Source organism: Campylobacter sp. CNRCH_2016_0050h (assembly GCF_025772605.1).
GTDB lineage: Bacteria > Campylobacterota > Campylobacteria > Campylobacterales > Campylobacteraceae > Campylobacter_D > Campylobacter_D lari_D.
Genome location: NZ_JAKMSK010000011.1, coordinates 30,935 through 53,056, shown reverse-complemented (window position 1 = coordinate 53,056; position 22,122 = coordinate 30,935). Strand labels below are relative to the sequence as shown.

19 protein-coding genes and 1 pseudogene are annotated in these 22,122 nt (G+C 28.9%); 10 read left to right on the top strand and 10 right to left on the bottom strand.

What is annotated here, in order from left to right:
• Nucleotides 1–7: 7 nt before the first annotated feature.
• Both L8X28_RS06570 and L8X28_RS06565 read right to left on the bottom strand, forming a co-directional pair.
• Nucleotides 8–1,522, bottom strand: a complete 1,515-nt coding sequence (locus L8X28_RS06570) for an AAA family ATPase (RefSeq protein ID WP_263665867.1) — start codon at nucleotides 1,520–1,522, stop codon at nucleotides 8–10.
• Nucleotides 1,522–2,352, bottom strand: a complete 831-nt coding sequence (locus L8X28_RS06565) for an NAD(+)/NADH kinase (RefSeq protein WP_263665866.1) — start codon at nucleotides 2,350–2,352, stop codon at nucleotides 1,522–1,524. The genes L8X28_RS06570 and L8X28_RS06565 overlap by 1 nt, the downstream gene beginning before the upstream one ends.
• Nucleotides 2,353–2,437: 85 nt before the next feature.
• Here L8X28_RS06565 and aspS point away from each other — a divergent pair, with 85 nt between their 5' ends.
• From aspS to L8X28_RS06520, 9 genes and pseudogenes are all read left to right on the top strand, one after another.
• A complete protein-coding gene (gene aspS / locus L8X28_RS06560; RefSeq protein WP_263665865.1) occupies nucleotides 2,438–4,189 on the top strand; it encodes an aspartate--tRNA ligase in 1,752 nt (583 codons plus the stop codon).
• On the top strand, nucleotides 4,186–4,758 hold the full coding sequence (locus tag L8X28_RS06555; RefSeq protein ID WP_263665864.1) for an adenylate kinase: 573 nt from the start codon (nucleotides 4,186–4,188) through the stop codon (nucleotides 4,756–4,758). Before aspS ends, L8X28_RS06555 begins: the two co-directional genes overlap by 4 nt.
• Nucleotides 4,759–4,768: 10 nt before the next feature.
• Complete coding sequence (ppa, locus tag L8X28_RS06550) at nucleotides 4,769–5,287, top strand: inorganic diphosphatase (RefSeq protein ID WP_220566652.1); 519 nt, start codon at nucleotides 4,769–4,771, stop codon at nucleotides 5,285–5,287.
• Between the two features lie 36 nt (nucleotides 5,288–5,323).
• Nucleotides 5,324–6,361 (top strand): hypothetical protein, encoded by a 1,038-nt coding sequence (locus L8X28_RS06545; RefSeq protein WP_263665863.1) that lies wholly within the window; start codon nucleotides 5,324–5,326, stop codon nucleotides 6,359–6,361.
• A 74-nt stretch (nucleotides 6,362–6,435) separates the two neighbouring features.
• Entirely contained in the window at nucleotides 6,436–9,048 is a 2,613-nt protein-coding gene (locus L8X28_RS06540) for a valine--tRNA ligase (RefSeq protein ID WP_263665862.1), read from the top strand.
• A 3-nt stretch (nucleotides 9,049–9,051) separates the two neighbouring features.
• The gene (locus L8X28_RS06535) at nucleotides 9,052–10,008 is read left to right on the top strand and encodes a methionine ABC transporter ATP-binding protein (RefSeq protein ID WP_263665861.1); all 957 of its coding nucleotides are present in this window, start codon (nucleotides 9,052–9,054) and stop codon (nucleotides 10,006–10,008) included.
• A gap of 2 nt (nucleotides 10,009–10,010) precedes the next feature.
• Nucleotides 10,011–10,667 (top strand): annotated as a pseudogene (locus tag L8X28_RS06530) (methionine ABC transporter permease); the annotation flags it as partial.
• Between the two features lie 9 nt (nucleotides 10,668–10,676).
• On the top strand, nucleotides 10,677–11,882 hold the full coding sequence (locus L8X28_RS06525; RefSeq protein ID WP_263665860.1) for a glycosyltransferase: 1,206 nt from the start codon (nucleotides 10,677–10,679) through the stop codon (nucleotides 11,880–11,882).
• A gap of 72 nt (nucleotides 11,883–11,954) precedes the next feature.
• A complete protein-coding gene (locus tag L8X28_RS06520; RefSeq protein WP_263665859.1) occupies nucleotides 11,955–12,725 on the top strand; it encodes a MetQ/NlpA family ABC transporter substrate-binding protein in 771 nt (256 codons plus the stop codon).
• Nucleotides 12,726–12,756: 31 nt separating this feature from the next.
• Here the strand turns inward: L8X28_RS06520 and L8X28_RS06515 are convergent, their stop codons facing one another.
• Nucleotides 12,757–13,938, bottom strand: coding sequence for an acetate kinase (locus L8X28_RS06515; protein WP_263665858.1), 1,182 nt, complete (start codon nucleotides 13,936–13,938; stop codon nucleotides 12,757–12,759).
• 8 nt (nucleotides 13,939–13,946) lie between these two features.
• The gene (pta, locus tag L8X28_RS06510) at nucleotides 13,947–15,416 is read right to left on the bottom strand and encodes a phosphate acetyltransferase (protein ID WP_318529638.1); all 1,470 of its coding nucleotides are present in this window, start codon (nucleotides 15,414–15,416) and stop codon (nucleotides 13,947–13,949) included.
• 85 nt (nucleotides 15,417–15,501) lie between these two features.
• On the opposite strand from pta, the gene flgH reads away from it, so the two are divergent.
• Nucleotides 15,502–16,203, top strand: a complete 702-nt coding sequence (flgH, locus tag L8X28_RS06505; protein WP_133319229.1) for a flagellar basal body L-ring protein FlgH — start codon at nucleotides 15,502–15,504, stop codon at nucleotides 16,201–16,203.
• 11 nt (nucleotides 16,204–16,214) lie between these two features.
• Here the strand turns inward: flgH and L8X28_RS06500 are convergent, their stop codons facing one another.
• Genes L8X28_RS06500 through L8X28_RS06475 form a run of 6 tightly spaced genes read right to left on the bottom strand, consistent with a single transcriptional unit; the run spans nucleotide 16,215 to nucleotide 22,033 of the window.
• On the bottom strand, nucleotides 16,215–17,615 hold the full coding sequence (locus L8X28_RS06500; RefSeq protein WP_263665857.1) for a Mur ligase family protein: 1,401 nt from the start codon (nucleotides 17,613–17,615) through the stop codon (nucleotides 16,215–16,217).
• The gene (locus L8X28_RS06495; protein WP_263665856.1) at nucleotides 17,608–18,351 is read right to left on the bottom strand and encodes an alpha/beta fold hydrolase; all 744 of its coding nucleotides are present in this window, start codon (nucleotides 18,349–18,351) and stop codon (nucleotides 17,608–17,610) included. Before L8X28_RS06495 ends, L8X28_RS06500 begins: the two co-directional genes overlap by 8 nt.
• A gap of 2 nt (nucleotides 18,352–18,353) precedes the next feature.
• Nucleotides 18,354–18,569, bottom strand: coding sequence for a type II toxin-antitoxin system Phd/YefM family antitoxin (locus L8X28_RS06490; protein ID WP_087699049.1), 216 nt, complete (start codon nucleotides 18,567–18,569; stop codon nucleotides 18,354–18,356).
• Nucleotides 18,570–18,571: 2 nt separating this feature from the next.
• On the bottom strand, nucleotides 18,572–19,612 hold the full coding sequence (locus L8X28_RS06485) for a D-alanine--D-alanine ligase (RefSeq protein WP_263665855.1): 1,041 nt from the start codon (nucleotides 19,610–19,612) through the stop codon (nucleotides 18,572–18,574).
• Between the two features lie 16 nt (nucleotides 19,613–19,628).
• Entirely contained in the window at nucleotides 19,629–20,180 is a 552-nt protein-coding gene (gene ruvA / locus L8X28_RS06480; RefSeq protein WP_263665854.1) for a Holliday junction branch migration protein RuvA, read from the bottom strand.
• Nucleotides 20,177–22,033, bottom strand: a complete 1,857-nt coding sequence (locus L8X28_RS06475) for a FapA family protein (protein WP_263665853.1) — start codon at nucleotides 22,031–22,033, stop codon at nucleotides 20,177–20,179. The genes ruvA and L8X28_RS06475 overlap by 4 nt, the downstream gene beginning before the upstream one ends.
• Nucleotides 22,034–22,122 lie beyond the last annotated feature (89 nt).

Genomic DNA, 22,122 nt, shown 5'->3' with positions numbered 1-22,122 from the left:
TTTGTTTTTAAAGCAAAGTTCTAGTAAATTCTAAAGCTTCTTGGGTAATATTTTCCCCGCTTACCATTCTAGCAAGTTCTTTTACTCTTTCTTCTTTTTCTATCTTTCTTACCCTACTTTCATTTCCTATTTTTTCTACTAGGAAGTGATTGCTTGCTTTTGATGAAAGCTGTGGTAAGTGTGAAATTGCAAAAATTTGATAAAACTTAGCAAGCTCTTTTAAAACTTCAGCTATACTCATTGCTTCTTTACCGCTTAAATTTGCATCAATTTCATCTAAAAATATTATCCCACTAGCTTTATTAGTAACATTACATTCAGTTGCGATAAAAGAAAGTCTTAAACGATTTATCTCACCTGAGCTTAAATTTTTCAAACTAGCTTCATTTATATTTAAATTCACTTCATCTTTACCTAAAATACTCAAAGCACAATCTTTAAGCTCTAATTTAATCTCTTTCATATAAAGTTTTTCAAGATAAAAATTAAGTAATTTCTCAAGCTCTTTTAATCTTTTTTTGCGCAAAGTACTTAATTTTTGGCTTTTCTCATCTAAAAGTATTTTAGCATTTTGCACTTTCTCTTCTAATTCTTTTTTTTCAAAACTTAAATTTTCATAATGAGCTAATTCTGCTTTTTTCTTCTCTAAAGCTTCTAAAGCTTCTTCTATACTTCCATATTTTGAAATCAAAGAAGAAAGTTTTTCTATCCTATCAAGCACTTCTTCTATATCAAAATCAAAATCATCAAAACTTTGATTTTCCCACACCACCCTTAGTTCATTTAAACACTCTGAAAAAAATGAACTATCAACATCACTAATTTGCAAAGCTTCAATCACTGCTGATTCTAATTCAAAAATTTTGCTTGCCCTGTTCCAAGCTGCATCAATTTTGTCTTTTTTAGAAAGCCTTTTTTTTAAACTCATCAACTCATCAAATTCGCCTATTTTTGGGTTAATACTTTGGATTTTTTGTATTTCAAAGCTTGTAAATTCTTTTAATTCTTCTACCTTTTTTTCTTCTTCTTGAATTTTTTCTAATTTAATTTTATTTTCTATATATTCTTTATAAACATTTTTATATTCATTTAAAAAATCTTTAAATTTCTTATCTTCTTTTGATTGCATAAAATCAAGTAAGTTTAAAAATCTTTCATTTGAAAACTCATTATTTTCCTTAGCTGAAAGATATTTTACAAATTTCTTAGAAAGTAAGGCTAAATTCTTTTTTGAAATAAGTTGATTATTGACAAAATAACGCGAGCTTTTATCTTTTAAAAGTTTAAATACATTTAATTCTTCATTTTCAATGCCAAACTCATCTAATTCAAGCTCATCATTTAATAAAACTTCCACCATTTTAGCTTCGCTCTCACTTAAAGCAAAAGCTGCCAAAATGGCCTTAAAAAGCACAGACTTTCCAGCACCACTTAAACCAGTAAAGACAGTAAGTCCCGCTTCTAAGTCTAATTTTGCTTGTTTAAAACCTAAATTTTCTTTGATTAAAATACTTTCTATCATCACTTACCCCAATTTAACTTTTCTTTTAAAACTTGGAAATAATCTCTATCTTTTTTATGTATAAAACTAAGTTCTTTTTTACTAAGTCCTATAAGAATTTTATCATATTCTTTAGGATCAACCACTTCTTGCCCATCTAAATACAGTAAACAATGCTCAACTTTTAATTCAAGCTCAAAACCATAAGGCAAAACTATAGGCCTTTGAGTTAGAGAATGAGAACAAACCGGAGTTAGAACAAAAATTTCACTCCAAGGATGTACTATAGGCCCACCTGCGCTAATATTATAAGCAGTTGAACCACTTGAACTAGCTATGATTAAACCATCTCCATAATAAGCATTAAAAAGTTTATTTTCAAAGAAAACTTCCACATTTGCCATTAAAGCATTATCACGAGAAAAAACCGCGTCATTAAAAGCAAATTTTTTAATGATTTTATTCTTTTTACAAAGCGTTATTTGAAGCATTGTAGCTTTTTCTATTTTAAAATCATTTTTAAAAAAATCTTTAAAAAAACTTTCTACTTCATTAAAAGAAAAAGCAGTTAAAAAACCTAAATTTCCTGCATTTATCCCTAAAATAGGCTTTTTTGCTTGATAAGCTTGCCTACATAAAGACAAAAGCGTGCCGTCCCCACCTAGAGAAATTAAAAAATCTAATTTCTGTAAATCTTTAAGATTATTTTTTTTCTGATCTAATAGCACAAGCTCTATATTTTTTTGCAAAAAAATTGTTTTTAAAAAAGCAATTTGCTCATTTAAATTTGTATTTAACCTGCAAAATAAGCCTACTTTTTGAATTTTTTCTATATTTATACATTTTTTCATAAAAAAATTATAACAAAACTTAGCTAAGCAAAAGAATAAAATACTATAATAACAAAATTGAACAAAATTAAGCTAAGGAAAAATTTTGAGAACTCATTATAATACAGAGCTTAACATACAAAATGTTGGCGAGGAAGTAACATTATGTGGTTGGGTAAATTCTTACCGTGATCATGGAGGTGTAGTTTTTATCGATCTTAGAGATCGTAGCGGACTTATACAATTAGTATGTGATCCAGCAGATAATCAAGAAGCACATAATATAGCTTCATCAGTAAGAAATGAATATGTTTTAATAGCACAAGGAAAAATTCGCCCACGCGGTGAAGGACTTGTAAATCCAAAATTAAAAACCGGAGAAATAGAAGTTGTTATAAATAAACTTACTATTGAAAATGAAAGTGCTGTAGTACCTTTTGCTATAGGCGATGAAAGTGTAAATGAAGAATTAAGATTGAAATATAGATTTTTAGATTTAAGAAGCAAAAAACTTTATGATAATTTTGCTCTAAGATCAACTGCTTGTATAGCAACAAGAAATTCTTTAGCAAAAATGGGATTTTTAGAGGTTGAAACCCCTATTTTAACCAAAGCTACCCCAGAAGGCGCAAGGGATTATTTAGTACCATCACGCGTACATCAAGGTGAATTTTATGCCCTACCTCAAAGCCCTCAACTTTTCAAACAACTTTTAATGTGTTCAGGATTTGATAGATATTTTCAAATTGCAAAATGTTTTAGAGATGAGGATTTAAGAGCAGATCGCCAACCTGAATTTACTCAAATAGACATAGAAATGAGTTTTTGTGAACAAAAAGATATCATAGCTATGGCAGAAAATTTACTTAAAGATATTTTCAAAGCTTGCGGAAAAGAAATTAGCATACCTTTTAGACAAATGAGTTACAAGGAAGCTATGGAAAATTATGGCTCTGATAAGCCTGATTTAAGATTTGATATGAAATTTATTGATGTGATTGATATTTTTGCAAAATCAAATAATGAAATTTTTGCAAATATTGCAAAAGACACGAAGAAAAATCGCATTAAAGCTTTAAGAGTTCCAAAAGGCGATACGATTTTTTCTAAACGCCAAATGCAAAGATTTGAAGAATTTGTGCGTAAATTTGGAGCAGCAGGACTTGCATTTATACAAATGAAAGAAGATGGTCCTAAAGGCCCACTTTGTAAATTCTTTAGCGAAGAGGACTTAAATGCTTTAATCCAAAGATGTGAATTAGAAGTTGGTGATGTAGTATTTTTTGGCGCAGGGATTAAAAAAACTGTGCTTGATTATATGGGCAGATTTAGATTATTCCTTGCCGATGAAATGAAAATTATCGATGAGGATAAATTAGAATTCTTATGGGTTATTGATTTTCCTATGTTTGAGCAAAATGATGATGGAAGCTATTCTGCAATGCACCATCCATTTACTATGCCAAAAAATATTGATGAGCAAGACTTAGAAGAAATTAATTCTATTGCACATGATGTAGTGTTAAATGGTGTAGAATTAGGTGGTGGTAGTATAAGAATTCACAAAAGTCCTATCCAACAAAAAGTATTTAAGCTTTTAAATATTGATGAAGAAGAACAAAGAAAGAAATTTGGCTTCTTACTTGATGCATTAAGTTTTGGAGCACCACCACATGGTGGTATAGCAATAGGCCTTGATAGACTTATCATGCTTTTAACAAAATCTTCAAGTATTAGAGAAGTTATAGCATTTCCTAAAACACAAAGAGCGCAATGTCTTATGACTCAAGCTCCAAGTGAAGTAAGCAATGAACAAATGAGAGAATTAGGTATAAGATTAAGGGAGAATACTAAATGAAACAATTATTTTTAATCATAGGTGCACCAGGTAGTGGTAAAACAACCGATGCAAGCATCATAGCTACAGATGATGCGAGCATTACTCATTATTCTACAGGTGATTTGCTAAGAGCAGAAGTGGCTAGTGGAAGCGAACTTGGAAAGACTATTGATAGTTTTATTTCTAAAGGAAATTTGGTTCCTTTGGAAGTGGTAGTTAATACTATCATCACTGCTTTAAAAAATGCACCAACTAATACTATATTAATAGATGGTTATCCAAGAAGTGTTGAGCAAATGCTTGAGTTTGATAATGTATTAAAAAATCAAAGTGAAGTAATTTTAAAAGGTGTGATAGAAGTTAAAGTTAGCGAAGAAGTTGCTAGAGAAAGAGTTTTAGGGCGTGCTAGAGGTGCTGATGATAACGAAGAAGTTTTTAATAATAGAATGAAAGTTTATTTAGAACCTTTAGAAGAAATAACAAATTTTTATACTAAAGAAAATATCCACCATGTAATCAATGGTGAAAGAAGTATTGAAGCTATCGTAGCTGATATGAAAAATTTAATCAATGATTTATTAAAATAAAGGATAAAAAATGGATATTAGCAAAATCAAAGTTGGAGAAGTACCAAATAAACTTAATGCAGTTATTGAAATTCCTTATGGATCAAACATTAAATACGAACTTGACAAAGAAAGCGGAGCCATCATGGTTGATCGCGTGATGTATTCAGCTATGTTTTATCCAGCAAACTATGGTTTTATACCAAATACTCTTGCAGATGATGGCGATCCTATTGATATTTTAGTATTAAATGAATACCCTATCCAAGCAGGAGCTGTGATTCCTTGTCGTTTAATAGGGGTATTATTAATGGAAGATGAAAGCGGTATGGATGAAAAATTACTTGCTGTTCCTGTAAGTAAAATAGATCCAAGATATGATAATATTAAATGTTTAGATGATTTACCAAAAGCAAGCCTAGATAAAATCAAAAATTTCTTTGAAACATATAAAATGCTTGAGCCAAACAAATGGGTAAAAGTAAAAGAATTTGCAGGTATTGAAAAAGCAAGTGAAATTTTAGAAAATTCTATTAAAAATTATAAATAATCAAAGTCCTTTTGAGGACTTCACAAAGGATAAAAAATGAAAAGTATTATTGCTTTTAGTATAGCTTTTGTGGTGCTAATAGGCGCTAGTATTGGTTTTTATATGTGGTATTTTGAAGATGATTCAAATACTTATGTATATGATTATAAAAAAAGTAGTTCTTATCAAAGCTACACTCCGCCAAGTACTCAATACAATCAAGAAAGAAATAATATAAGTGATAATACTTATTATCCATCACAACAAATAAATTCAGAGTCTTTAAAAGAAGAAATTCCGGTACAAAATAATCCTATCATAGATGAAAATACAAGCACTCAAGAAGTCGCGCCAACAACCCAAACAAATATAGCTGAAGTTTCTAAAAATGAAACTATTACTCCTAAAGTAGCCCAAGAAGAACAAAAAGTTCTCGTTGAAAACAACAAACAAACAAGCATAAAAAAAGAAAAAACAACAAAATATAAAAATACTATGCAAGAATACATTGCAAAAGGCAAAACTAGCAGATATGAACCAAGATTAAGTAATGATTTTGTTAAAGTTTATGTATTGGATGGAAAAAGTTTAAGTGATTATAGGGTTGATATGTTAAAAGAAATGATTAATCCTGTTAAAATTAATTCTCAAGATTACAATTTAACTATTTTTATCGATATGCTTTCAAATGACAATATGAAATTAAGCATATATAATAAAGATATTGTTTTTGCTAAAAATAAGAAAAAATACAATTATGTAGATGTTAAAATTTCTGATTTAAAATTTTTATTTGAAAGAAATGGATATAGTGAATACAGCAATGAAAATCTACTTGAAAAAATCAATCAAAATCTAGCAAGAGAAGATATACTCAAAAGAGTTAAAATTCAAGGTTATACAGACGATAGAGGTAGCACTTTTGCAAACTATATGATAGGATTAAATAGAGCAATGAATGTGGCTAAACATTTCTTTAGTTTTACTGAGGTTATAGAAATAGAATCTTTGGGAAAAGACACCTATCCTACTAAAGATAAGTCTGATTCTCAAAGACAAAATAATCGTAAAGTAGAAATTAGTTTTTATAACTAATTTCTAAATTTCAAAACTTCTTTAACAATTTTAAGCTAACATAACAATTTATTTTCATTCTCAAGGTAGCAATTATGTATGATAAATCACTAGAAAAAGAATATTATAAAATTTGCGAAGAACGCGGATATTTTGAAATCAATGGTAATGAAAAAATTCAAAAAAAAGGTAAAAACTTTTGTATTATGATGCCACCACCTAATGTAACAGGTGTTTTGCATATAGGTCATGCTCTAACTTGTACTTTACAAGATATCACAACACGTTATAAAAGAATGGATGGTTACAAAACTCTTTATCAGCCAGGACTTGATCATGCAGGGATTGCAACACAAAATGTTGTAGAAAAACAACTTTTAGCTCAAGGCATTAAAAAAGAAGAACTCGGTAGAGAAGAATTTGTAAAAAAGGTATGGGAATGGAAAGAGCAAAGCGGTGGTACCATAGTTAAGCAAATGCGAATTTTGGGTATCACTCCTGCTTGGAGTCGTTTGCGTTTTACTATGGATGAGGGTTTGGTAAATGCAGTAAAAAAAGCTTTTGTAGATCTTTATGATAAAAAGCTTATTGTGCGTGGAAATTACATGGTAAATTGGTGCACTCATGATGGAGCATTAAGCGATATAGAAGTAGAACATAAAGAAAATAAAGGAAAATTATATTATTTAAAATATTTCTTAGAAAATTCTCAAGAATACATCATAGTAGCTACCACAAGACCAGAAACTTATTTTGGCGATAGTGCTGTGATGGTTAATCCAAACGATAAAAGATTTAAACACTTAATAGGCAAAAATGTCATTTTACCTTTAATAGATAGAAAAATTCCTATTATTGCTGATGAGCATGTGGATATGGAATTTGGTACAGGCTTTGTGAAAGTAACCCCAGCACATGATCATAATGACTATGAAGTAGGCTTAAGACATAAACTTGAATTTATTACCATCTTTGATGAAAAAGGTATTTTAAATGAACATTGCTTGCATTTTAAAGGCTTAGAAAGATTAGAAGCAAGAGATGTTATTATAAAAGAATTACAAGAAAAAGGTTTTGTTGAAAAAATAGAAGATTATACTAATCAAGTAGGATATTGTTATCGTTGTAAAAATGTGGTTGAGCCATATATTTCTAAACAATGGTTTGTAAAAAATGAAATCGCAAAAGAAAGTATAGAAAAAGTTAATCTTGGTGGAAGTAAATTCTACCCTGCACATTGGATTAATAGTTTTAATGCTTGGATGAGGGATTTAAAAGATTGGTGTATTTCAAGACAACTTTGGTGGGGTCATCAAATTCCTGTGTATTACTGTGAATGCTCTCATGAATGGGCAAGCGAAGAAACTCCAAGCCAATGCCCAAAATGCCAAAGCACTAATTTCAAACAAGATCCTGATGTTTTAGATACTTGGTTTTCTTCAGGTCTTTGGGCTATGAGTACTTTAGGTTGGGGTAATAAAGACTGGGGTAAAAATACACTTTGGCATGAAGATGATTTAAAAGATTTTTATCCAAATTCTTTATTAATCACTGGTTTTGATATTTTGTTTTTCTGGGTTGCTAGAATGATGTTTCAAAGCACTAATGCCTTAGGTGAACTTCCTTTTAAAGATATATATTTGCATGCTTTGGTTAAAGATGAGCAAGGTAGAAAAATGAGTAAGTCTTTAGGTAATGTCATTGATCCTGTGCAAAGCGTGGATGAATATAGTGCTGATATCTTGCGTTTTACTCTTGCTCTTTTAGCTATCCAAGGTAGAGATATAAAGTTAAGCAATGACAAACTCATACAAGTTAGAAATTTTACCAACAAGCTTTATAATGCAAGTAAATTTTTACTCTTAAATGAAGAAAAATTTGAAGATTTAGATAAAAGCAAAATTCAAACTAACTTGGCAAAATACATGCTATCTCGTTTTGAAGTATGCGTAAAAGAAACAAGAGAAAATTTAGATAATTACCGCTTTAATGATGCGGCAAATACTTTGTATAGATTTTTCTGGGATGAATTTTGTGATTGGGGGATCGAGCTTAGTAAGGCTGAAAAATCAAGTATAAAAGAACTTGGAAGCATTTTTAAAGAAGCATTAAAGCTTTTAAATCCTTTTATGCCATTTATTAGTGAGTATTTATACCATGAGTTAAGTAAAACTTCTATCCAAACTCATGAATCTATAATGATTTCAAAATATCCTAAATTTAATTCTAGAGATGAAAAAATCGAAAAATTATTTAATATCATTATAGAAAGTATAGTAAGCTTACGTCGTGCAAAAACCCTAGTAGAACTTGCAAATGCAAAAATTCAAAAAGCTTGTATAAAATTAAACGATGAGAGTTTAATGGCTGAGTTAAAAAATTACACTAATTTCATCTCAACACTTGCAAAATGTGAAAACATCGAGTTTATCAATACAAATTTGGAAAAATCCATTAGAGATGTAAGCGAGAATTTAGAAGTATTTATACCAACTCAAGATCTTGATTTAAGCGGTGTTTTAAATAGACTTAATAGTCAAAAAACAAAACTTGAAAAAGAATTTAACAAGCTAGATGCTATGATGAAAAATGAAAAATTTATCTCTAATGCACCTGCTGTGGTTGTTGAGCAAAATAAAACTCAACTTGAAAATATTAAAGCTCAACTTGAAAAAATCAATGATGAAATTTCTAATTTAGAAGGCTAATAAGTGATAAAAATACAAAATCTTAAAAAATATTATGGCAAAGAACTAGTTATAAATGATGTTTCTTTAGAAGTTAAAGAAGGAGAAATTTATGCTCTTGTTGGACATAGCGGGGCAGGAAAATCAACTTTGCTAAGATGTATTAATGGTTTGGAAAATTATCAAAGCGGTAGTGTGGAAGTTTTTGGTAAAGAAATAGCTACTTTAAAAGAAAAAGAGTTAAGAGTATTTAGAAAAGATATAGGAATGATTTTTCAGCATTTTGCACTTATGAGTAGAAAAAATGTATTTGAAAATGTAGCTATGCCTTTAGAAATTCATAATTTTGACAAAAGTACAATTCAAAAAAGAGTTAATGAGCTTTTAGATCTTGTGGGACTTTTAGCCAAAAGCAAGGCATATCCAAATGAACTAAGTGGTGGGCAAAAACAAAGGGTAGCCATAGCCAGAGCCCTTGCTTTAAATCCTAAAATTTTACTAAGTGATGAAGCTACTTCTGCGCTTGATCCAAATACTACAAATAATATTTTAGAACTTATTGCCACAATCAATCAAGAATTTAACATCAGTGTAGTATTAGTAACTCATGAAATGGAAGCAGTAAAACAAATAGCACAAAAGGCTGTATTGCTAGAGCATGGACAAATTATAGGTCAAGGGAAAATCGAAGATTTATTCTTAAAACCAAGTGAAAAAATGCGTGAATTCTTAGGTGAGAGTGATTTTTTACCACAAAATGGAGTTAATGTGCGTTTATATTTTTGCAAAGAAAAAGCAAACCAAAGCATTATCACTCATATGGCTAGAAGTTTAAATATTGATTTTAATATAGTTTGGGGTAAGATAGAAAAACTAAACAACAATGCTTTAGGAAATTTGGTGATCAATATAGAAGCCAAAGATCAAGAAAGAGTTTTAAATTATTTACAAGAAAATGGCGTTATTTGGGAGCTTGTGTAATGAACTTAGAAACAATTTTAAGAAATTTTGAAAATATACTTTATCCGGCATTACTAGAAACTCTTTATATGAGTTTTACAGCCACTTTTTTAGCCTTTTTAATCGCGCTTATCCCTGCAATTGTACTTACTGTTACTGATAAAGGTGGCTTATGTGAAAATAAAAGCATTTATAGCGTGCTTGATTTTATTATCAATATTTTAAGATCTTTTCCATTTTTAGTACTTATTGTAGTTTTAAGTCCTTTTACAAAATATCTCATTGGTATTAGCATAGGAACAACTGCTACCATAGTACCACTTACCATAGGAATTGCGCCTTATTTAGCCAAAATGATAGAAAGTGCTTTTAAAGAAATTGATCCTGCTATCATTGAAGCAGCAAGATCTTATGGAGCTAGTAAAGCACAAATTATCTTTAAAGTTATGTTTAGCGAGGCTTTACCAAGTATTATTAATGGTATTACTTTAATTTTGATTATTGTTATTGGTTTTTCTGCTATGGCAGGAACTGTTGGTGGTGGTGGTTTGGGTGATGTGGCTATTCGCTATGGTTATGAGCGCTTTAGAACTGATATTATGATTCAAACTGTTGTGATTTTAATTATACTAGTGCAAATCATACAATTTATAGGAAATATTCTTTATAAAATCACCAAAAGATAAACAATGAAGCATAAACTTGGTATTTTACTAGCTGCGACTAAAAATTCAAGCTTTACCATAGGAACCTTGCTCATTAATATCATGGATGTTATGGGTGAAAAGGTAGATGTGTTTTACATTTTACATGATGGTTTTAGCTTGAACGATCAAAATATCATGCAAAAAATTGTTAAAAACAAAACAATTAAATTTATTCTTTTTACCCAAGAAGATTTTTTAACCACTCTTGATAAAAATCAAAACGATATTAATAATTTATTTTTCTTAAAAAGATGGACGCATATGGCTTTTGCAAGATTTGAAGCTTTTAGGTTTTTAGATGAATGCGAAAGTATTATCTATCTTGATTTTGATGTTTTACTTTTAAAAAGTATAGATGAACTTAGTAAATTAAGAGCTAGAAAATATCATTTTGGTGCAAGATTAGGTAAAACATTAATTCACACAGCACTGCCTTTAGAAAAAAAATATCTTAATAAGCGTGTATATCAAACAGGAATTTTAGTCTTTAACAATCTTATACCAAATCCTTTACAGTGTTATCAATTCATTTATAATTATCTTTCACAAAATACTAAAAATTGGCAAGATCAAGGAATTTTTTCCTTAATGGTTTATGAAAATCACTTTAAAGTCAAAAATTTAAAAGACAAATACACGGGAAGTACTCATTATCTTACAAATCTTACACAAAATGCTTCTATAGTTCATGCTTGTGGCACCAACAGTCGTTTTTGGAATAGTAAATTTTGCAATCAAACATGGCCTAAATGGCAAGAATATTATGAAAAATGGTTAAAACTTGGAGGAAGTAAATATATAGGCTCTTTTCACAAAGACAACAAGCAATCCATCCAACGCACAAGATATCATTTATCATACAAACTAGGTTATGCCTTTATAGAGTGCACTAAGAATAAGAAAAAAATTCCTTTTTTACCTTTTACTCTACTAAAGATTTATTACAAACACACAAAACTAGCTAAACAATACCAAAAAGATTTGAAAACAAAACCTTACCTTAAACTTCCACCTTTATCAAGCTATGATGATTACAAAAGCGAGGGTATTAAAAATCAAAATACTTATTCTTATAAAATTGGAAAAGCCCTTATTAATGCTCAAAAAAGTTGGTATAAAGGTGGTTATATAAAATTTATAAAAGAACTTAAATGCTTTTCTAAAGAATATAAAAACAAACAAAAATAAAACTTTTCTCATCTTATTAATATTTTTACAATATAATCAAACATTTTAAAAAACTATAAAAAAGGAGTTAATATGAAATTGTTAAAATTGCTCGCTGCAAGCACAATTTTAGGTGCAAGTTTATTTGCTAATGAAGTTATCACTGTAGGTGCAACACCTGTGCCTCATGCTGAAATTTTAAAACAAACTAAAGATTTATTAAAAAAAGAAGGTTATACATTAGAAATTAAAGAATTTAATGACTATGTTTTACCAAATCTTAGTACAGATAGCAAAGAACTTGATGCGAATTTCTTCCAACACCAACCTTATTTGGATGAGTTTAATGCCAATAAAGGCACAAAATTAATTAGCGTTGCAAAAGTTCACATCGAACCAATGGCTGTTTATTCTAAAAAATATAAAAATATCCAAGATCTTCCACAAAATGCTACTATAGCTGTACCAAATGATCCGACAAATGAAAGCAGAGCTTTAGATATTATCGCTAGTACTAAACTAGTTAGTTTTAAAAATATCGCATTAAAAACTCCACTTGATATTAAAGATAATCCAAAAAATATCAAATTTAAAGAGTTAAAAGCAGCACAACTTCCAAGAGCTTTAGATGATGTTGATTTTGCAGTGATTAATTCAAACTATGCTTTATCAGCAAATTTAAATCCTGTAAAAGATTCTATTTTAATAGAAAGTAAAGAAAGTCCTTATGCAAATATCTTAGTAACTACACAAGATAATAAAGATAATCCTAAAATCAAAGCTTTAATAAAGGCTTTGCAAAGTCAAAAAGTAAAAGATTTTATCAATGAAAAATACCAAGGTGCTGTAGTTCCTGCATTTTAAAACAAACCTTGAGTTTAAAACTCAAGGTTATTTATTTTTTAATAAGTTCTGTGGTAATTTTAGCTATTTCTAATTCTTCTTCTGTTGGAACAATTAAAATTTTAATTTTAGAGTCTTTTTTACTAATCTCACCATTTCTAAGTTGTGTATTTTTATCTAAATCTATATCAAATCCCAAATGTGCTAGTCTTTGACAAACTTTTGCTCTAACAATATTATCATTTTCTCCAATACCAGCTGTAAAAATCAACGCATCGACTCTAGGTAAAATCGCAAAATATGAGCCAATATATTTACTCAAACGATAACAAAACATATCAAGAGCAAGTCTTGCTTTTTCGTTATTTTCTTCAATTTGCGCTTCAATATCTCTAAAATCATTAAACCCACAAATTCCATAAACACCACTTTTTTTATTCATTATAGTATCTAAATCAGATGGATTTAAATTTAATTCTTTTGCTAAAAATGGCAATACAGCAGGATCAATATCACCACATCTAGTTCCCATAATCAAACCTTCTAGTGGAGTAAAACCCATAGAAGTATCTACGCATTTTCCATTTTCTATAGCACAAACACTCGCACCATTTCCAAGGTGAGCGCTAATTGCATTAAATTCATTAATATTTTTACCAAGTATATGTGCAGCTTGTTTACTTACATAAGAATGTGAAGTACCGTGAAAGCCGTATTTTCTAACTTGGTGTTTTTCATAAAACTCATAAGGCAAAGCATACATATAAGCATAATCAGGCATGCTTTGATGAAAAGCTGTGTCAAAAACTGTCACATTGGGAACTTTTGGAGCTGCTTTTATCATAGTTTTAATACCTATTAAATGTGCAGGATTATGTAAAGGTGCTATATGAGAAACCCTATCAATTTCTTTTAAAATTTCATCATCTACTAAACAATGTTTAGTTAAATTTGGACCTCCATGAACTATCCTATGTCCACACCCATCAAGCTTATTTAAATCATGTAAAATTCCACTTTGAGCAAATAATTCATTTACTAATTCAATACCTTGCTCATGATCTTTAATTGCTAATTCTTTTTGGTATTTTTGACCACTTTTTAGATCTTTTAGTTCTATTTTAGAGCTTTGCTCGCCTATTTTTTCTACTAAACCAGATGCTAGGGCTTCATCTTTTTCAAAAAGCTTAAATTTAATTGAAGATGAACCTGAATTTAAAACTAATATTTTCATTTTTATCCTTATTCTTGTGCTTGAATAGCACTTAAAATCACAGTATTAACAATATCTTCCACCAAGCAACCTCTACTTAAATCATTAATTGGCTTTTTAAGACCTTGTAAAATCGGGCCAATAGCTAAAGAATTTGCTGTTCTTTGTACTGCTTTATAGCAAATATTTGCCGCATTTAAATCAGGAAACACATATACATTTGCCTTTCCTGCTACTTTAGAATTTGGCATTTTACTTTTTGCTGTTAGCATATCATATGCTGCATCAAATTGTATAGGACCTTCTAGCTCAAGTTGAGGATATTTTTCTTTAGCTATTTTACTAGCTTCTTTAATTGCATCCACGCTAGCTCCACTCCCACTATCTCCACTAGAATATGAAAGTAAAGCCACTTTAGGTTCAAGTCCAAAAGCTTTAGCACTATTTGCACTCACATAAGCAATTTCAGCGAGTTGTTCAGGGGTTGGATTTGGCATAACAGCACAATCAGCAAAAACCAAAACCTTATCTTCTAAAGACATAAAAAACATACCAGAAACCAAACTCACATCAGGTTTTGTTTTGATAATTTGCAAGGCAGGACGAATAGTTTCAGCAGTAGTTGTACTTGCACCACTTACCATAGCATGAGCTTTTTGAGTATGCACAAGTAAAGTCGCAAAATAAGTTTTATCTTGCACGAGTTTTTTAGCTTCTTCTTTACTCATACCTTTGCTTTTTCTAGCTTCATATAAAAGCTCTTCAAATTCTTCATTATATTGAGAATTTTTAGGATTTATAATACGCACACCATCGATATTGATATTTAAACTATTGGCTTTCGCACAAATTTCATTGCTATCACCTAGCAAAATCAAATCAACAATTTCATTTTGTATCAAAAATTCACTAGCTTTTAATACTCTTTCATCAAAACTTTCAGGTAAAACTACTATTTTTTTATCTGCTTTTGCTTTTTCAAAAAGCTCATAAGAAAATCTTGCCTGAGTTTTATAAGTATATTCTTGTAATAAATCTTGAGTAAAATCTTCATTTTCTTTTAACAAAACAAAGTCGCTAAGCTTTTGGCTTAGTAAAAAATTTAACATAGTATGATTTTCATCTTGACTTTTTGCATACAATGGAGTGTTTAGCTCTTTAGCTAAGGCTATATTCAAATTTAAATCCCCCATCAAGCCAAAATCATCTACTCCAACTACCATAGTAAAATCATTTTCTTTTTTTGTTTTCTCAAAATCTTCAATAATTTTTTTAAAAAAATCATTTAAATTTTGAGTGAATTTACCTTGATACTCATTTTTTTCAAAACTACTAAAAAAATCTATTTTAAGATTTCTTTTTGTGCAAAATGAAGTAATTTTTTCTTTATTTTTTTCACAAAAAACAGGAAAGTAAAAAGCTATTTTACCTCGTACCTTTTCTAAACACTGCTGCAAAAATTTTTCATCAATGCAGTTTAATAAAAACATAGATTTCATTTTTTCCTCTTTATTTAACAAAATAATTGTTTTTTATAATATAATTATTTTAAAATTCATCATAATAATATAAGGTTATAAAGCTATGAAATTTAAAAATGTTAATTTTTACTTGTTACCTTTTGTAATGTTTGGCTGTAGTGCCACAGTTGATCCACATATTAATATGAAACCACCTACTTATGTAGAAGAACTAGCTCCTAAGCAAAATCATAATACTCAAAGCAATCCTGGATCGCTGTTTGGTAAAGGAGATAACCCTTTATTTTCTGATAAAAAAGCAATGAATGTAAATGACTTGGTAACCGTAGTCATTAGAGAAAATGCTACACAAAATTCACAAGGCTCTAAATCTACAAGCAAAAACAACAATGTAAATTTAGGCGGTGGACAAATAACTACAGGTGCTGGACTTAGCAAAGTTAGAGATTTTGTTAATGACTATACAAATATAGGCTATACCACAGCAAGTACTTCACAATATCAAGGCACAGGAAGCCAAACTAGAAGTGAAAATTTCCAAACTACAATTTCTGCTAGAGTAATTAAGGTTTTATCTAATGGAAATTATTTTATAGAAGGAAGTCGTGAGCTTTTAATCAATGGAGAAAAACAAATCATTCAACTAAGTGGGGTTATAAGACCTTATGATATTTCTCAAGATAATATGATAGATAGTAAATATATAGCTGATGCAAAGATTCTTTATAAAACAGAAGGCGATATAGACAAATCTACACGCAAGCCTTGGGGGACAAAATTTATGGAGACCATTTGGCCTTTTTAAGCTAAATGGTTTTACATAAAACTTGGCGCATCATTGGAAAATAAAATCAAATCCCCATTTTGAGTTAATCTTGATAAAGTTTGCACAAGTTGAGATTTTTCTTTTAATACATAAAAATCTAATGTGATATGTTTTTGTAAAATCGCGCTATTAGCCTCTGAAGTAATAATCACAAAATCAAAACATTCATTAATAATTTTACATAATTTTATATTTTCTTCTTCATTAACTTCAACTATACCAGGAGTTACTAAAACTCTTCTTCCTTGATAGCTTTTACAAAGCTCATAGCTTTGACTCATACCCTTAAAATTTCCATTAAAGCCATCATCTATGATAAATTTAGGCTCTTTAGAAATCACTTGCAAGCGATGTTCTACTGCCTTTAAATTCGATACGCTTTTTGTAATATTTTCTATTTTAATTCCTAAATAATGTGCAAGCAAAATACACACACTAATATTATAAGCATTAAAAGCACCTAGTAAATTTGCATGAAAATCATAAATACTATCATCTAATCTTATTTTAAAATCCAATCCTTCCAAACTTGCCCTAACATCACTTAAATACTCATCATAAAATTCATTTTCATATAAGGTGCTTGAGTGTAAAAAGTATTTTTCTAAACGCTTGGATTTTAAAGCTTGCAACTTAGCTTTGCGGATATTATCTTGAGTTTTAAAATATTCCAAATGTGCCAAACCAATCTCACCTACTATGCAAATTTGAGGATTTAAAAACTCTGTAATTTCTAAAATATCATTTTGCTCTCTTGCACCAGCTTCTACGATATAAATTTCAGTATTATTTTCCAAATTTTCATTGATATCTTTTACTATACCCATAAAAGTATTAACACTTCTTGGAGTCTTATAGCACTTAAACTCATCTTTTAAAAGTTCGTATAAAAAATTTTTTATACTTGTTTTTCCAAAACTTGCAGTTATTAGAATAATTTTTAAATTTGGATTATCACAAATCTTTTTACTTGCTTTTTTTATAAAACTTTTCTGATTAATTTTTTCCACAAAAAAGCTTAATAAAAATGTAACTACTAAAGCTTCTAAACCTATCCAAAAAAATGGCATAAATATCAAGCTAAAAAGTAACAAAAATAAAAAATAACGCTTAATCCTAGCAGTAAAAACTAGCTTTTTATCTAAATTTTTATATAAATATCCACCATATAGTAAAGATAGAGCAAAAACTATAAAATATAAATAAAAATTTCCACTATACAAAGAAAACACAAAAGCAAAATAAGGAATTATTAAAAAATACAAATGCCATAAAGGTTTGGGAAAGTGTAAAATTATGCGTGAAAATTTATAAGAATACCATTGTAAGGCTAAAATCAGATAAAATCCAAGTAAAAAATTCAAACTTAAAAAAGCTATCATACTAATCATTTTTTAAAAATTCCTCATGTATTTTTTCATTTATAAAATCAGCATGTTTTAAAAAGAAAAAATGATCCCCATCTAATGCAAAAAATTTCCCTTTTTGTGCTAAAGAATGGATAATTGCTCCGCTTTTTAAAGGTGTAGCCTTATCTTCATTACCCCAAAAAATCAAAATAGGATTTTTAAGCTTTTGAAATTCATTTTCTAAATTTTCATTAACAACCTTTTTAAAGGTTTCATACATCACTTCATTCATGCCTTGAGCGTCTTTACTAATAAAAAATTTCCTCCAAAAATCCCCATAAGGGAGATTTTTCAAAATTTTAAACAAGGCTATTTTAAACTTCACTTTAAAACTTTTTGGTAAAACCACGCCTGCACTAGAAAGCAAAATCAAACCTTGAAAATTAGCATTTTGGCACATAATAGTCGCAACTTTTCCGCCAAAAGAATGCCCCATTAAATAATCTGCTTTTTGCTCTATCGTAGTTAAAAAGTCTTCTACAACCTTTGCATAAGCATAAGAATCCATAGGTGCATCTATACTTGAATTTCCAAAACCAGGTAAATCTAAATAAATTTGCTTAAAATCACTCAAAGGCTTTTCAAAAGCTTGTTTCATAAGCTCTTTATTAGCACCCCAACCATGTAAAATAAGAATTATTTTTTCACATTTTGGATTGATGATTTCATAACTTAAATTATAAAAATACCCATTAGAATATACTCTAGTTTTTGCCATTTCTAGCCTTTTTTATCTTTGTAAATCTTTTCTAAAAGCATCACAGCTTCATTTAAACGCTCATATTCTTCAAAGTTCAAAAGTACAGCTTCAAATTTATTGTTTTTTACAATCACTACTCTACCATTTTCACTTTTTTTTGTTTTTTCAAGCATAGTGCTGAAATTTCTTACCACTTCAGTTGCAGTATAAATTTCATCTTTGCTAAAAGTAGCCATGATTATAGCTTACCTTTTTGTCCATTAATACTATGAATAAAAGCATAATCAATCTTAATTTGCTTTTCAAATTCTATATTTTTAGCTAGACTATTAATTACATTAGTAAAATCTTCAAATAAATAATTTGCTAAAGATCCTGGATTTGGATTGATCTCATTTAAATAAACCTCATCATCTATCACAAAAAAATCACAGCGAATCAAAGCTCCTTTAAATAAAGGATTATAGATTCTAATAAAATTATCCCTTAATTTTTGTTTTAATTCTTCACTAATATTTGCTTCACTTACTTTAGAACTTTCTGAAAAACCTAAATATTTTTGTTCAAAATCTAAAATTTCATTTTTTCTAGGCTCTTCAATAATAGAAAATTCCATTTTTTCATCTATCATACAACCTGCTAAGTTATATTCTTTAATATTACTTACAAATTGTTCTACCACAACATCCTCATCAAATTCAAAAGCAACATCTTTGGCATACTTAAGCTCGCTTTCATCTTTAACTATACTTATACCTATACTACTACCTAATCTTGCAGGCTTTAAAATACAAGGAAAATCCAAAGATACATTTTGCTCTTTATGCAAATTTAAAACCTTATAATCAAGTGTTTTCACCCCTACGCTTTGTGCATAAAGTTTAGTTAAAACCTTATTAAAAGATAAAACACTAGCTTCTATGCGTGGGCCTATGTATTTTATACCATAAAAATCAAGCAAAGCAGCTATTTTGCCATCTTCACCATCTTTTCCATGTATGATATTTATCGCTATATCAATGTCAAGTTTTTTCTCACTTAACATAGTTTTTATAAAAAACCCACCCTGCTTTAGCACCAAGGCTTTTTCTTTTTTATAAGCACCGCTGCTAAAAGTTTTTGCATTCATTTTTTCTTCATCTATAAGAAAAAATTCCTTATTTTTATCACAAAATATAAATTTTTTTTGTGCTTTAAGTACTTTTTTTAATACCACAGCACTTACAATGCTAATTTCATGCTCATAAGAATTTGCACCAAAAATTACACCATATATCATTATATTTTTCCTTTTATTATGCTAATTTTTTCAAAGCCTCTTTAATAAGCTCACTAGTATTTTTACTCTCACAAGTTCTTAAAACCTTTAAAATATTTTCTTGTTTAAAACCAAGTGAAAGTAAAGCTGCCAAAGCTTGTGCTTGGTCTTGATTAGAATTTTCTATATTGATTTTTGCATCACTTAACTCAGCTATAATTCTTTTTGCACTTTTTGGACCAATACCAGGAACCTTTTTAAATACATTCTCATCGCCATTTTGTAAAGCCGCATAAAAAGTATTAGTATCTAAGCTTGAGCAAAGTGCCATAGCAGTAGTTGCTCCTATACCACTAATTTTGATTAATAATTCAAACATTTTTTGCTCATTTATATCTAAAAATCCATATAATTTATGAGAGTCTTCTTTGATAATTTGTGTGATTAAAAACTCAATCTTTTGATTTTTTTCAAAATTACTTGAGCAAAAAAGCGAAACAAAAACACCATAACTTACCCCACTTGAAGTTTTCAAAACTACAAAAGTAGGTTCTTTTTTACTCACTATTCCTTCAATTGCCACTATCATTTAGTTTCTTCCTTGTAATTGCTAATAGCACGAATTTCAAAAAGTTCCATCTCATTTTCTGTATCAATTTTTTGAAGCTCAAAACATTGAATTTTTTCTTCATCATGAGGATAATAGCTTAATTCTTTTCTAGGGTTTAACAAAATGAATTTAATTTCATTTAAATCCATCCATTTTCCACTTTTATTAATAATCTTAGATTTTAAAAGTTTTTCTTGAATTTTCTTAAGCTTTTCTATGTTTGCTTTTTCTTCTTCTTTTAAAGATTCTATTTTATTGGCAAAAATACTTAGATTTTCAATCTTTTGATTAAAATCTTTAATAGTAGCTTTATAAGCTTGCGGTATAGCTCTTTTTGCACTCATTAATTCTTTTACTTTTTGCTGTAAAATTCGTATGGAGTCTTTACTTATATTGATTGTGTGTTTAGTCTCTTCTATTTCTTTAGCTAAATTTTCTTGTTCTTTTTTCAATCCATCAACATGTATTAGTATCTCTTCTCCGCTTTTTTCTTCTCCAAAAGCTTTAAGATCTTGAATTATAAATTTATTTCCACTGCCTTGAATTTTTTCAACATGGATTAAACTTTTAGCACTACATAAACAATTTCCGCCGAGTTCTTGTATGTAAATTTCATCAGCAATAATCTCTCCACCCATAGCCTTTTTAATATTTACTTTTTTAGCCTTGATAGAGCCATTTTCCAAAGTTTCAGCAAAAACCTCCTCGGCCTCACAATATCCTCTTAAGATATTAACCTCAACCTTTTGTCCTATAATAGTGCTTTTATGATGCATATTGCCTTTAAGAATTATCTTTTTACCTCTTAAAACAGAATCTTGAGCCATATTACCAGTAACTTCTAATTCCTGAGCCTCAACAGTAATTCTAGGACCTATTGCATCTTCTAGAGTGTTTGTATTTTTAATCACAATAATAACTTGCTTATCAAAACCCGCCCAAATAGAACCTGTACTTTTAAAATCAACCTTACTAAATTCTAAATAATTTTCTATCTCATAAATAGATTTTCTTTGTATAATAAAACCATCTTTTTTAGCAATATATTTTATACTCTCATCATCTTCTTTAACTTCAAATTTATCAGAACAAATAACTTTTTCTTTGTTTATTTTTGGTGGAAGTGCTTTTAAAATTTTAAATCTTAAATCCTTGCCATCGCTACCCTCTTTTGGCTTAATTCTCTCAATAGCCACCTCGTCTTTTCCTATAGGCGCTACATAGTTTCTATTCATCACATCATTATACTTTTTTAGATTTTCTAAATAATGATATTTTATTTCTTCATTTGTAGGCTCTTGCGGATTAATTCCTTTACATACTTCAAATTCAACTTCAAAATCAAATTTTTGCTTCTCTTTAACCTTAGCATTAAAATCAATAATTTGCTTTTTAAAATCAAAAATTCTAAGCCCAAGCAAATATTTTTCTTTTATCATCACTTTATAAATAGCTTCTAAAAGCTCTAGTGCTAATTTATCATGAAAAGTAATAGCTTCACTAGCTCTAACACTAGCTTTTAATAAAGTACAAAGCTCATTAGCATGCAAGCTAACTTCAAAAGTTGAAATGCGTGCAAATTTTTTAAAATAAATTTCTATTTTATATTCTTGTTCTATATTTAATTCATGATTTAAAAATTTCTCATCTTCTTCAAAAATTTTCAACTCTTTTTCATTAACTTTTATCCATTCTTGATTATCATAAGTATAAGAAGTACTAAAACTTAACAACCTAAAATCAAGTTCATCAACTTCACATTTATTTTCAGAAGCAAATATTAAAAGCTCTCTATAAGGGTCTTTAGTGTATAAAATTTTCTTTTCTTCCATAGCTTAAGCTTCCTTATTATATATAAAATTTTGATTTTAGCAAAAATAAAATCAAAATTTAGTTAAAATTAGCTCTATTAAAAATTTTA